A 12,641-nucleotide genomic window follows, 5' to 3' on the forward strand; every position below is an offset into this window, starting at 1 on the left:
GGGGGAGCAAGGGTACATTTTCCCTGAGCAAGGTGATGTCATACTTATGAGGGATGCTACCCCATTTCCTTGCACTTTATCCACTGTCCATACGCCTCAAAGTATTGATGGCTCAGGGTTTCTGGGTTGTGCAGCAAGCCCGAATTATTAAAAACCGATATTAATTATCTAACCACTGCTCCAAGTCGTCCAAGGTTGTAAATGTCAAAATTGTCTCGACTAAACGGTCTAATTGTTCCAAAGATAATTGTTCTATTTTAGCCTGAACCTCTGGAGGAACAGCGCCAAACTTCTGTCGCATTAGAAGTGAAACTAATTTTAAACTTTGCTCAACTTTGGCAAAATTAATCTCGCCTTTCCTATCTCCAATAAACACTTCCTGCTTGTGCAACTCCTCTAATTCTTTATTACTTAAGTTAGCACTGCTGGCAATATTTAACGCTTCTCCTATTTCTGGTAAGTAGGTGGACACAATTAAAGTTAGCGGTAGAGATTAGGGAACAGGGAACAGGGAACAGGGAACAGTAAGGGTTTGAGACTTGTTTACATAACTTAATCTAGTTATGTTTATTTCCACCAACCTATTTACTGCCGCCAGAGACTCAGGAATTATATCTGGAGCTTATTCAACGACTGGATAGTTCCTTAGTTGGCAAGCTCCAAGGCAGATAGCAGGGGAAAAGGGAACGATGACTGTTTAGGCGGACATGATATAACTTGGATTAATCGGCGATCGCTTCACCTGTACCAAAACCTGTAAACTGACGCACTTCAGGTTCATGGAAAGCCAAAACGATATCTTGTTTCGGTACTCCCATCGCGACTAATCGATTGGCAAAACCTTCTTCTGTGCCATCATGCTGAATCCAAACTTTTCCACCCTTGATATCAACATGCAGAATACAGCCAAAATCACGTTTATTCCCACGCCAACCAACATACAGTAGTTGATAGTGATCCTGCTGTGTATCAAAAACAGTTTGGACTTCATATTCCGGGGCAGTTCTTTGCCGCGCAGCACGCTCGGCACGTTCGGAAAGAAGATGTCGGATATACTGGCGATATTGCTCTACAGCCATTGCACTATCACCTCCTTTTTCACATCGTAAATCACCAATCGGACTTGATACCGCTCAACTGCTGCCATAATGAAGCGTCGCTGGAAGAAACTTTCATAAATTGGCTCTCGCACAGCTAGATAAAGTTGGCGATCGGGTTCAATCCTTGCTAGTGCATCTCGGTAGTTTAGAAATTGACCCAATGCCGTATGAAAATCTGAAACATTGGACGTGCTGATAAAGCTTTTTACTTCTACAGCAATTTTCTGATTTTCTCGTTCTGCTGCTAACAATTGCTCCGCTGCCAAATCAATCTCAAAATCCACATCGTCGATACTAACTTCGTAAGGATCAGCCGTAATTTTCCAGTTTTCCTTTTCTAGAGCAGTTCTAACAACATCATGGAATCTATCTTTCACCATACGAACTTTCCCAAGCGGATTGACCCACTGTTTCTCGCTCAAATATAGCGCTACGCGCTAGGCTTTCTTGCAATAGGCAACACCTCGACTTCGCTCGGTGTGTCATAGGCAATAGTGAAGAAAAACACTGACTCATCAAGGGATTGAGCGATTGAGGTATCCCAATTTAAATGCCGAACAGCTTATCACAACAATCCCCGATAATGAACAAACACTAAAATAGCTGCCCAGGAACCCAAGGCGACTTTTACGGCAACTAGAATATTGAGCAGGGGAATAATCCCGCCACTGAGCAGTTTGCCTAACTCTCCGTGGGGTAACTCGCCTCCAACCAGCGTGATCACCGCTAGGACAATGAAAACCAGCACCGAAACCTTCTCCCATCTAGAGGCGTGCCAACGCTTATAGATGTCCTGCATCCACTCCGTTGATGAAGTAATTGCCACCAAACCGATCGCGGTTCCTCCAGCTACCCCAGCGGCAAATCCACCACCAGGGCTAAGATGTCCCCGAATCGCCAGTTCGATACCCACCAAGGCGGAAATAGTTGCTCCCAAACGCGCCAAAATCATCGAGGGTTGATCGGTAAATTGATAGACGGTGCAGAACGGCTTTTCATCCGCCAGCAGAAACCGCACACCCATAATCGCGATCGTAAATACCACCACTTCAAAGATCGTGTCATACAACCGATTCCGGAAAATGATACCCGAAACCACATTGGACACGCCACTGTCTTCTACAACGGCTTCGACGATAGAGATATCCGACAAATCCGGTGCCGAATTGGACATATTGGGCGTGATTAGGAATATGACGTACAGCGCTATCCCCGCTGCAATGTAAACCCATTTCATTAATGTTTCTCCCCTGAATCTGGTGTATTGATATAGGTTAAATGTGTCGCGGGTGACGACAGTTCTGTTCGTATGATGTCATAGAGACGTTGAACCCGAGTCGCGGTGTGATAAGATGGCGTCTCAGACTCAGGTACTGTCGGGTCTTGAGGCTCCAGTTCTGATAAGTGCGATCGCGTACAGGTGGCATGAACTTCTTTCTCCATCAGCGCCCGATGCAACGCCTGCTGATCCGTGTACGGGACTACCTCTACACGCATATAATGTTTGCTAAAAATGCGGCGTAAATCATCCATCAGTTCCCCAAAATGCCGCTCAACTTCTTCCGTAGTTGGCACTTTATCGCCACCGTCTTCAAGTACACCCAGACGCATCGTTAAAGATGAACGCACCGCCACGGCATATAGCGTAATCGCCAGCATAGTACCCACCAAAGCTTCGGTCAACGCCACATCTGCCGCCCCCAAAACTGCATAAACCAATGCCGCCACCGCTCCCAAAATGCCCCGAATCACCAAAGCATGGTAAGGATTCACCTGAAAGATCAACATACAAGAAGCCAAAGGCAGCAGCGCAATAATCACATAGATATCACTTTCATTCATAGTCAACCTCTTTCCCACTACTTGAACAGTACGCCAACACATACCCCAGCACCGTATTCCAAATCGCCAAGGAGATAATGGCGAGAATCAGTAGGGGCCACTCACTGGGTATTTTTAGCAGCAATCCGACGATAATACTCATTGAGCCAAGAGTATCTGCCACCGAAAGAGTATGCAGTTTGAATAATACCGATCGGTGACCAATCAACGGAAAAGTTCCCCAAAACCAGAAGACAATTCCTAACCCGATACAGATATAACTAAGCACGTTGATCATAATAGGACTCTTCTGCTAAATCACTCATGCGTTTCAGGATATGTGCCAACAACATTAATCCGGCATTTCCCACACTTAGAATAATCACCCCGACGACTCCGATCATCCAGTCATCCCGTATGACAGAAACAACCAGAATCATAATTGAGGTTTTGGTAGCAATACTGGCAAATGCCAACATTTTTTGCCAAATATCATCATCCTGCCATGCCTCATACATGGGGATAAGTAGCGCCAAAATCATGCTAATTAAAATCAAATTCATGTTCGTCTTCTCCGGCTAATTCTGTGGACTTCATACGACCCTTCCTCGTGGTATTTTAAAACAATGGTTTTGGGTGTAAACGTAATTAAAAATATATCGAGAAAAATTAGTCCAGGTGTACGCTGGGGTTTGACTCGTTCCATAATTACATCTTCGTACTTATGAGGACGGAACATAATTTCAAATGCCTCAAAATACGCCTGGGGAATCGCCACAAGTACCTCCCCCAGCACCCGCAACCAATCCTTTAAGGATTCCGGAGTTTTGGGGCGTCCCGGCAAGAGAAAGGCGATGGCGATGCCAATGATGATATTTGGTACACTCAGACTAGCGGTGAGCAAAAACCAGATGGTTAATCGCAATATCAAATTCAGATGTCCAATCATTTTTCGTCATTGGTCATTGGTCATTGGTCATTTGTAAGAGTTTGAGATTAAGCGAATACCATCCCAAACAGCAGCAGCAACATTAAACTCATCAGTCCAATCAGATGATCGAATTGCTCAAGCATACGAGGGAGTTTGATGGCAAGTCGTTTGAAAATCAAAAAATATGCCAACCATCCAAGTGCGATAGTGACTAGGGGTTTCACGATATTCTTAACCGTATACGCCTCGTAATACACAGCATTTGCTAAAATTAAACCCCCGATTAATATAATCATGGCTAACCAGAAACTGGGCTTGACATTTCCCTCTCCTTGTGAATCGTGAGGCAAAAAAATGAATTTTGCAAAGGATATTGCTGTTCCCAAAGCCGCAATATTCATGCCAATCACTTGCCAGGGCAAAAGATTTTTCATCGTCAAAACCTTCGCCCCAAAGCCAGACAATAGGGGAAAACCTGAGATAGAGAAACTAGCGATAACTAAAGCAATCCAAATTGAGGTATTAATCGGCTTATGGTGTAGTTCTTTGAGGTTACGGCTGGGTAAGGTTCCCGCGATTAAGAACAGCGCTGATTTGACTAACCCGTGGGTTAGCCCATAAAAACCACCGACTTCGGGTGCTGCTAGGACAAAGCCTAACTGCGAAATCGTGTGAAATGCCAACATTCGCTTGGTATCTTTTTCAAAGACGGCATAACCGACTCCTAGCACCGCTGTGCCTACGCCGAAGATTCTGACAATGGGATCAATCTCTGGCACCATCAAAGCAAAGCGCATCAGGGGAAACACCCCAGCTTTTACCACAACCCCCGATAGCAACGCCGACACCGGTGTCTCGGATTCCGAGTGGGTTAAGGGTAACCACAATCCCGATACAAAGATACCCCCCTTACTCAACAGTCCCAGAAAAATCAGGGCAATTGCCTCGATGGGAGCATTGCTTAAACCCTCATAAGCAAAAGAATAATTCGCCTGATACACCAACCCCGCACCCATCAGATAAAACAGCATTGCTACGTTGCTGATCAACAGATAGCGTAACCCCACCCAAATCGAACGGTTCGTTCGGGGATAGGCAATTAACAGAAATGCGGCAATACTAATGACTTCTAACGCCACGTATAAGCTGATGAAATCGGCACAGACAAAGGCGGCATTGACACTGCCATGTAAAATAATCATCTGTGTATAAAAAAAAGCCGTCTTATTGGTGTGCCAACAATAGATGATAACGGCGGTTGTAACTAGAGCATTGGTGAATATAAAAAAACCGCTCAATTGGTCAGCGATTAAGGTGACGCCGAAACTATCCAATAATTGCAGGGTTGATGGCGATTTAGCCACAAATAACTGCAACGCATATGCAGCCGAAACCAGGGCGACGCCCAGTGCGAGATAGCGGTCAATTTTAGGGAACAGATAAATGCTGAACCCCACAAATAGCGGTAGTGCTATCCAGACAATCGTCAATGTACTCATGGGGTATTTTGCTTCTCAATCTCGCTGCTTTCTAAGGTGGGATGATCCCGTGCTAGCTTCATCACACCGACTAGCATCAGAGCTTGAATCGAAAAGCCGATCACAATCGCGGTTAAGATCACCGCTTGGGGAACTGGATCAGAGTAAGCGCCATTTTCGACGTGGGAAATAATCCCATTTTCGACGGGAATAATCGGTGTGAATAAGGCTTCTCCTTTTCTGGATGCGATCAGCACGTAATAGGCAATAACCCCCGTACTCATCACATCCATGGAGATGATCTTCATCACCAGGTTTTTTTTCAGGATGATGCCGAAAAATCCGCACAGGATGGTGGCAAATATGCAGGCTTCTAACACGGGTATGCTGTCCTGGAAAAAGGTGCTAAAACATATATAGCACGTTTTAATAGTGCTAACCAAGGCTGACACTATTGGAAAGTGTCAATGCCAATTATAGACTCATGCCACAGCAACGGATTGGTTTGAGCAGGGGAATCTGGGGGAGCAGGGGAAGCTGGGGAAGATGGGGAAGATGGGGAAGCTGGGGAATCTGGGGGAGCTGGGGGAGCTGGGGGAGCTGGGGGAGCTGGGGGAGAAAAAATTGGGTGGGGAAGAAGTCAATTTATCTCCCTCATGCCAATACCATCTTGAAGAGTAGGATCAACGCTAGACTCATCACCCCCATGAATCCGATCAGATGCTCCAATTGCTCAAGCATACGGGGGAGTTTGAATACCACTCGTTGAAAAATCAAAAAATATGCCAACCAGCCAACGGCGATGATTGCCAGGTTTTTGGTGATATTTGCTAGGGTGTATCCTTCTAAATACATCCCGCTTGCGGCAATCAGCCCACCGAGCAGTAGTAGGATTGGAGTCCAGAAACTGGCTCGCACCGGCTTCCCTTTCCCATGGGGTAGAAGGATAAATTTGGCATAAACAATCGCGGTTCCCACCGCCCCCAGGTTCATGACTATCTCTTGCCAAGGTAGGACGTTTTTCAACGTTAATACCTTCGCGCCAAAGCCGACGAACAAGGGAAAGCCCGAAATCGAGAGGCTAGCCATGACTAGGGCAATCCAGAGTCCAGTATGCATGGGCTGCTCTTTAAGTTCCTTAAAGTTTCGGCTGGGTAAGTTACCCGCGATCAAAAACAGCGTTGATTTCGCCAATCCATGGGCTAGGGCAAAAAAACCGCCGACTTCTGGTGCTGCGAGTATCCAGCCTAATTGGGAAATGGTGCTAGATGCTAGCGTGCGCTTGGTATCTTTTTCAAAGATGGCAAATCCAACTCCCAGCAGCGCAGTTCCCACACCGAAAATTCTGATAATGGGATCGATCGCCTCCACCATCAAGGCAAAGCGCACCAGGGGAAACACGCCCGTTTTCACGACAACCCCCGATAGCAACGCGGACACGGGTGTCTCGGATTCCGAGTGGGTCAAGGGTAACCACAATCCCGATACAAAGATACCCCCTTTACTCAACAGTCCCAGAACGATCAGGGCAATTGCCTCAATGGGTGCATTACTCAACCCCTCATAAGCAAAGGAATAATTCGCCTGATACACCAACACCGCACCCACCAGATAAAACAGCATTGCCACATTGCCGACAAACATATAACGTAAAGCCACCCAAATCGAACGATTGGTTCGGGAATAGGCAATTAACAGAAATGCGGCAATACTAATGACTTCTAACGATACGTATAAGCTGATGAGATCGGCACAGAGAAAGGCGGCATTGACACTGCCATGTAAAATAATCGTCTGTGTATAAAAGAAAGCTGACTTATTCGTGTGCCAACAATAGAGAATAACGGCGGTTGCTACTAGGGCATTGGTCAATATAAAAAAACCGCTCAATTGGTCAGCGATTAATGTAACGCCGAAACTATCCAATAATTGCAGGGTTAAGGGCGATTGAGCCACAAATAATAACTGCAACGCATATCCAACCGAAACCAGGGCAACGCCCAGTGCGAGATATCGGTCAAGTTTGGGGAACAGATAAATGCTGAACCCCACAAACATCGGTAGTGCGATCCAGGCAATCGTCAATGTACTCATGGGGTATTGAATTTCTCAACCTCGCTGCTTTTTAAGGTCTGATGATGCCGTGCTAGCGTCTTTTTTAAGATGATGCTGAAAAATCCGCACAGGATGGTGGCAAATAGGCAGGCTGCTAACACGGCTATGCTTTCCGGTGAAAAGGTGCTAAAACATTTATAGCACGTTTTAATAGTGCTATAAAAGGCTGACACTATTGAAAAGTGTCAATACAGACGATAGACTCATACCACACCAACGGCTTGGTTTGAGCTTGGGAGCGACATGATAAAACATGCAATAGCCGGATTAAAGAACCGATTCGTGGCAAATCAATACTTAACCTCAGCCCTGAGTCGCCGAATACCGTTGGCGGCTGAAGGACTAAAGGTGTACCGTCGGAACCTGTCTACTCTTGCGATCAGGACACTAAAACCGTGACCATTTTGGATGTATCAACACCGTTTCAATTGGTTGGACGGCAAGCGCAATTCCAGCGAATTACTCAGGTTTTAGCCCATGAGGGCAACCTGTTGATTGTAGGAGTACCGGGAAGTGGACGGCGGAGTCTGGTACGACGGGCGGCTCGGGAAGTTGGTGTGAAAATCTTGGAAGTTGACTGTATCCGGGTTACCGATGGTCAACGCTTCGTGCAATTGCTGTGCGAGAGCATCAATCAGACGTTTCTCAGTGCAACGGCTCACACTTTAATGCAAGAGTGGATTGAACACAAGGCGGCTGAATTATTTGTCCTCAACGATAACGGACGAGGTAGAGCACAGCTCAAACCTGTTCGGGCAAAGAGTCAAGAGCAGCAATGGAAAGCATTTGAGGGATTACTGGAACTCCTACAAGAATTAGCCGAATCTACAGGTGAACGGGTGGTGCTGATTTTGGAAAGCTTCCCCCACATTCGCTCTTGGGATCGCCATGGGGTGTGGGAAAATTTTTTGAAGCAAGAGATCGAGCGTCAGACTCAGGTGAGTTATGTATTGGTCGCAACGATCGCAGAAATTAGCATTCATCCTGATGAACTGGGGAATAGTTTAGAAATTGTGCAGCTAGCTCCCTTAGCCGATGATGTGGTAGCGGCTTGGGCGCAAGAAGTCTTGCATACCCAAGAGTTGACATTCGATCCGCGATCGCAAGCCTTGGAATTGTTTGTTAATGCGGTACAGGGGCATTTAGGCGATGCTTCCGCACTGGTGCGACGCCTCCAATCGGTGCGAGTGGCTGACGGATTAATTCGCGATCGCCACATTCAGCAGGCAATTCAAGAGCTCTTATCCGACCTATCCATGGTTTTCGAGTCATTACTGATGCTGCTTCCGGCAAATCAGGCGCATCTGTTGGAGTCTTTGGCGCTAGATCCAACGGACAAGCCCCAAAGTCGCGATTATATTCACAAACATTACCTATCCAGAGGGGGAAGTCTGCAAGGCGCGATCGCGGGATTGCAACACAAAGGCTTGATTTATGGATCAGAGCAAAATTATCGACTGGCTCTCCCTCTGTTGGCATTGTGGCTACGCCAGCGCTTGAGTTAATCCTTTTCTGGAGCTAGATCAGGGCACGATAGTATCGTGCCCCTACCCAATCAATTATCCCTGCCTTGGGTTGAAACTGTTGCTGCCCGATTGGATAAGAGTTTTAGTCCATTTTAATGGACTTGAGCTATTAGCCCGGAGTTTGAACTCCGGGCAGGTGTAGGGACTTCAATTTCCGATTTCTTCGACAAATTCAAAAATTAAATCTCAAAGCGAATAAAACATCTTACTACATTAAACAAGATGAATGGGAGCCTTTTTTAGAAGAGGCAATTGAGGCGGCAATTCGTCCGGCGAGTGTGGACGTTATGGAGGGTGCTTATAATTCCTTTCAACTCTCAGAATTGGTGGATAGAACACAGATAGTTATCACGGCTCAGAGGTTGCTCGATTTAACCTATAAACATTCGGCAAAAATGTTACCAGCAATTATTGATGATAGTTTAGTTCAGCTTCCTGGTGGAGAAGAGTGGAAAGAGGGTAATTAATAATAGTTTTACTAAAAAAATAACGCGGTTTCACTTAGTCAATCACACATTTAAGGTTCTTGCATGACTTCTTCAATCGCAGATGCAATTTCTGCAGCCGCCACATCGGCTTGATCAGACTTAGCGTAAATGAGTAGTAGCAAGACACATTGCGGTGACACTAACTGATAAATCAAGCGATACCCACCACTTTTGCCAGCGGGAATATCACTATTCTTTGCCCGCACCTTGAAAACAACATAGTTTGTCCCAGCAATCTGAGCGCCAACAAAATTTCCAGCCTGAAGCTCATCAATTATGGGTTGAATATCCTTACGAATCTGACGATAACGCTTGGAGAGGGATTTCAGCCGACGCTTAAACGGCAACGTAAATCGAACCTCAACAGCCGAATTTTCAGACATCAATTTCATCCCATAATTCAGAGATAGGGAACGTTTGCCCTGCTTTCACATGACGAAGGGAATCCTTCAAATCTGCTAGAATTTGCTCATTAGGTTCTGCTTCATCAATTTGTCCAAGCTCATCGGCACAAGCCTGCAACGATTTTAGAAGCTCTTCCCAAACATTCAGAGGAACTAATACGCCCGTTGTTTCACCATGAGCGTTGGTGACATATTGCACCAGCTCACGAACCTCCGCAATCGTCATTTCACTATCCTCACCGCTACACATAAATAATAGCAATCTGGTTTTCCTGTGTGGTACAACTAAAAAACTCCCATACCTGGAGACAGACCCTTCCCTGACCCTCCCCTTACCAAGGGGAGGGAATAACGGAACATAACTTGAAAGCCTTTGTTTAACCCTCTACTGAAGGGAAGCGATGCATTTAGCTAACCGTAGCGCCTCATTCAGAAAATCTTGCTGAAATTTGGCAAAATCGGGGCGGCGTTGCACAGTTCATCAATAATCAGTAAGTCTACTGGGTACTCTTGAGCCAGAGCGATCGCAGTTCGTTCGCCGGGATTGAGTTTGTTTAGACTGGTATCGGGTGTGCTTGTAACTCGCTCAACTCGTAGCCATCCGGGTGGATTGGTAATCCATTGCTGAAGTTTCACAGGTGCGCCAGGATCTAGGAGTTCATCCCGTACAATTTCGGCGATAATGATTTGACCATACAGTTGCGGCAGTAAGTCTAGGTGGTTAATCAGTAGCAGGTAGAGAATCGGGGACGTATCACAGATAACGATCATTAATCAAGTCACCCATAGCGCATACACAAGTCACACACGCCAAAAGCCTTGCTTTTACTGCATTACTGTAATCTCTCCATATCTCGTTAGCAACGGGTGATTGTTTGGTTCGACCAGCGTTTGATCGGAAGTTTAACCAGTCTGTCTTTGTGAGCTGCTTGCTTTTTTTGCAAATCATTAAAAATAGCTTTCAAATCATATTGAAATGAGCGAGCATATTCTTCTCGATATTGGTGAATTTCTTCCAGAATTTAATTTTTGTACATACCTAAATCTCCTCCTCATATCCGATCAGCTCATACGGTGTGCAAATGATGGGTAAAACATACCCAAGTTGAGAACTAATTTGTGATAGCTTGCGCTGAATTTTAGCATTTGCCATGTTAACAGATAGTCCAATCCATAAACTGTTGCCAATGCTATATGTAGCGCATCATTTGATGCCTTTGATGGAAGATTACTTTGGTTGAGGAATGCTTGGGCAAGCTATAGAGCCTCTTCTGTCAGTTCAAGAAGCATTAACGATTGTAACAAATTTAACCTTCGAGCGGCGATCTCCGGATCTCCCCTAGCTGCCTCATCCTCAACCACTTCTGAAGCATAAAGAACGAAACCCCTAAAATCATTCCACCAGTCTTGTGTAATTTTGATGTTGGCTGCAAGAATCAGGTTATCCGTTGGTCTAGCCGTTAAGTGTCCCAAAATGCTAGTTTCAATATATACGGTTTCGCTCACGGCAATCTATAAAATTGATTGACTCCTTATCCTACCGCGTTTTATCTTTGTTTCGAGGGTGTTGGGTTTTCTTTCGTCAACCTGACCGACAAAGGTGACGCGATCGCTCTCCCCTTATCCTCTACCTTTCCCTCAAATCGGCAAATCCCGCCGAGGATTAAACCGTTCAATTTCTAACAATTTCTGATACAGTTCTCGCGCTTCGGGACTTGGCGTTTTCGGCACCACAATTTGAATTTCAACTAACTGATCACCCCGTTCCCCTTCCAGAGGATACCCCTTATTCGCGAGGCGTAATCGTTGACCGGATTGCACCCCCGCCGGAATATTCATTTTCACTCGCCCATCCAACGTTGGTACGTCTACAGGCATTCCTAATACGGCTTCGGCGGCTGTCACCGGTAACTGGCAAATAATATCTGACCCTCTCAGCTTGAAGAACGGATGCGGCGCAACTGTAATAATTAAAAATAAATCTCCACCAGCGATTCCCTGACCCTTGAGGCGCACTCGCTGATTTGTGACCATATTTCCGGGTAATTCAACTTCTAAGGATCGACCATCTTCCAAACGGATTCGCTCAATTCCCCCGGTATAGGCTTTTTCTAATGGCAATGTTAATCGCGCCTCTACATTTTTCGGCTGAGCGCTAGAATTAGCTCTATAAGCTGTTTTCCGGGTTCCAGGGCGAAACGAATCTGAGGACTCAACTCGCCCCCCTGTCCGTTCCGTTCCCATACCAGGACGAGGCGGACGGCGTCCTAGAAGTTGTTCAACAAAGCTGTTAAAATCGCCAAACTCACTATAGTCCACTTCTTGGCTAGAAGTACGCCCCCGACCATTACGGGAGAAGGCGGTTCTCACTGGACTGGTTTTCGCCGCCTTACGGGTAAATCCTTTCTTCTTAAAGAAATTGCCAACCTGATCATACTGCGATCGCCTGCTTGGATCAGACAGAACTTCGTTGGCTTCGTTAATATCCTTAAACCGTTCCTCAGCCGTCTTATCCCCTGGATTTACATCCGGGTGATATTTACGGGCGAGTCGCCGAAATGCTTTTTTTATCTCATCATTGGATGCATCGGGGGTAACTCCTAAAATCTCGTAATAATTCCGAAAGTTTTGCATTGTCGTTAGTCATTGGTCATTGGTCATTGGTCATTGGTCATTGGTCATTGGTCATTGGTCATTGGTCATTGGTCATTGGTCATTGGTCATTGGTCATTGGTCATTGGTCATTGGTCATTGGTCATTGGTCATTGGTCATTGGTC

General features: G+C 45.8%; 17 protein-coding genes and 1 pseudogene. 2 read left to right on the forward strand and 16 right to left on the reverse strand.

What is annotated here, in order from left to right; all coding sequences use genetic code 11:
• Positions 1–160 precede the first annotated feature (160 nt).
• From RIC07_RS26245 to RIC07_RS26295, 11 genes are all read right to left on the reverse strand, one after another.
• Complete coding sequence (locus RIC07_RS26245) at positions 161–472, reverse strand: DUF4351 domain-containing protein (RefSeq protein ID WP_446397088.1); 312 nt, start codon at positions 470–472, stop codon at positions 161–163.
• 250 nt (positions 473–722) lie between these two features.
• Complete coding sequence (locus RIC07_RS26250; protein ID WP_446377972.1) at positions 723–1,079, reverse strand: element excision factor XisI family protein; 357 nt, start codon at positions 1,077–1,079, stop codon at positions 723–725.
• Positions 1,070–1,480, reverse strand: coding sequence for a XisH family protein (locus RIC07_RS26255; RefSeq protein ID WP_446377970.1), 411 nt, complete (start codon positions 1,478–1,480; stop codon positions 1,070–1,072). Before RIC07_RS26255 ends, RIC07_RS26250 begins: the two co-directional genes overlap by 10 nt.
• 185 nt (positions 1,481–1,665) lie before the next feature.
• Positions 1,666–2,337: a Na(+)/H(+) antiporter subunit B gene (locus RIC07_RS26260; protein WP_446397089.1), complete on the reverse strand. Its 672-nt coding sequence runs from the start codon at positions 2,335–2,337 to the stop codon at positions 1,666–1,668.
• The gene (locus tag RIC07_RS26265) at positions 2,337–2,942 is read right to left on the reverse strand and encodes a DUF4040 domain-containing protein (protein ID WP_446397090.1); all 606 of its coding nucleotides are present in this window, start codon (positions 2,940–2,942) and stop codon (positions 2,337–2,339) included. The genes RIC07_RS26260 and RIC07_RS26265 overlap by 1 nt, the downstream gene beginning before the upstream one ends.
• On the reverse strand, positions 2,935–3,219 hold the full coding sequence (locus tag RIC07_RS26270; RefSeq protein ID WP_446386262.1) for a monovalent cation/H(+) antiporter subunit G: 285 nt from the start codon (positions 3,217–3,219) through the stop codon (positions 2,935–2,937). Before RIC07_RS26270 ends, RIC07_RS26265 begins: the two co-directional genes overlap by 8 nt.
• The gene (locus tag RIC07_RS26275) at positions 3,203–3,484 is read right to left on the reverse strand and encodes a hypothetical protein (RefSeq protein WP_446377964.1); all 282 of its coding nucleotides are present in this window, start codon (positions 3,482–3,484) and stop codon (positions 3,203–3,205) included. Before RIC07_RS26275 ends, RIC07_RS26270 begins: the two co-directional genes overlap by 17 nt.
• On the reverse strand, positions 3,481–3,870 hold the full coding sequence (locus RIC07_RS26280; RefSeq protein ID WP_446397091.1) for a cation:proton antiporter: 390 nt from the start codon (positions 3,868–3,870) through the stop codon (positions 3,481–3,483). The genes RIC07_RS26275 and RIC07_RS26280 overlap by 4 nt, the downstream gene beginning before the upstream one ends.
• Positions 3,871–3,917: 47 nt before the next feature.
• The gene (locus RIC07_RS26285; protein WP_446397092.1) at positions 3,918–5,351 is read right to left on the reverse strand and encodes a cation:proton antiporter; all 1,434 of its coding nucleotides are present in this window, start codon (positions 5,349–5,351) and stop codon (positions 3,918–3,920) included.
• Positions 5,348–5,710, reverse strand: a complete 363-nt coding sequence (locus tag RIC07_RS26290) for a cation:proton antiporter subunit C (RefSeq protein ID WP_446377958.1) — start codon at positions 5,708–5,710, stop codon at positions 5,348–5,350. The genes RIC07_RS26285 and RIC07_RS26290 overlap by 4 nt, the downstream gene beginning before the upstream one ends.
• A gap of 274 nt (positions 5,711–5,984) precedes the next feature.
• Positions 5,985–7,424, reverse strand: a complete 1,440-nt coding sequence (locus RIC07_RS26295; RefSeq protein WP_446397093.1) for a cation:proton antiporter — start codon at positions 7,422–7,424, stop codon at positions 5,985–5,987.
• Positions 7,425–7,840: 416 nt separating this feature from the next.
• On the opposite strand from RIC07_RS26295, the gene RIC07_RS26300 reads away from it, so the two are divergent.
• The gene (locus RIC07_RS26300; RefSeq protein ID WP_446397094.1) at positions 7,841–8,950 is read left to right on the forward strand and encodes an AAA family ATPase; all 1,110 of its coding nucleotides are present in this window, start codon (positions 7,841–7,843) and stop codon (positions 8,948–8,950) included.
• A gap of 308 nt (positions 8,951–9,258) precedes the next feature.
• Positions 9,259–9,438, forward strand: a complete 180-nt coding sequence (locus RIC07_RS26305) for a hypothetical protein (protein ID WP_446397095.1) — start codon at positions 9,259–9,261, stop codon at positions 9,436–9,438.
• 50 nt (positions 9,439–9,488) lie between these two features.
• On the opposite strand, the gene RIC07_RS26310 is transcribed toward RIC07_RS26305, so the two are convergent.
• The 5 genes and pseudogenes from RIC07_RS26310 to RIC07_RS26330 all read right to left on the reverse strand — a co-directional run bounded on the left by RIC07_RS26310 (position 9,489) and on the right by RIC07_RS26330 (position 12,497).
• On the reverse strand, positions 9,489–9,842 hold the full coding sequence (locus RIC07_RS26310) for a type II toxin-antitoxin system RelE family toxin (protein ID WP_446377944.1): 354 nt from the start codon (positions 9,840–9,842) through the stop codon (positions 9,489–9,491).
• On the reverse strand, positions 9,835–10,089 hold the full coding sequence (locus tag RIC07_RS26315; RefSeq protein WP_446397096.1) for a hypothetical protein: 255 nt from the start codon (positions 10,087–10,089) through the stop codon (positions 9,835–9,837). The genes RIC07_RS26310 and RIC07_RS26315 overlap by 8 nt, the downstream gene beginning before the upstream one ends.
• 203 nt (positions 10,090–10,292) lie before the next feature.
• On the reverse strand, positions 10,293–10,634 hold the full coding sequence (locus RIC07_RS26320; protein ID WP_446397097.1) for a hypothetical protein: 342 nt from the start codon (positions 10,632–10,634) through the stop codon (positions 10,293–10,295).
• Positions 10,635–10,902: 268 nt separating this feature from the next.
• Positions 10,903–11,369: pseudogene (locus RIC07_RS26325) on the reverse strand (type II toxin-antitoxin system VapC family toxin).
• 132 nt (positions 11,370–11,501) lie between these two features.
• The gene (locus tag RIC07_RS26330; protein ID WP_446397098.1) at positions 11,502–12,497 is read right to left on the reverse strand and encodes a DnaJ C-terminal domain-containing protein; all 996 of its coding nucleotides are present in this window, start codon (positions 12,495–12,497) and stop codon (positions 11,502–11,504) included.
• Positions 12,498–12,641 lie beyond the last annotated feature (144 nt).

Origin of the sequence: Coleofasciculus sp. E1-EBD-02 (assembly GCF_040218245.1) — a bacterium.
Taxonomy (GTDB): Bacteria; Cyanobacteriota; Cyanobacteriia; order Cyanobacteriales; family Coleofasciculaceae; genus Coleofasciculus.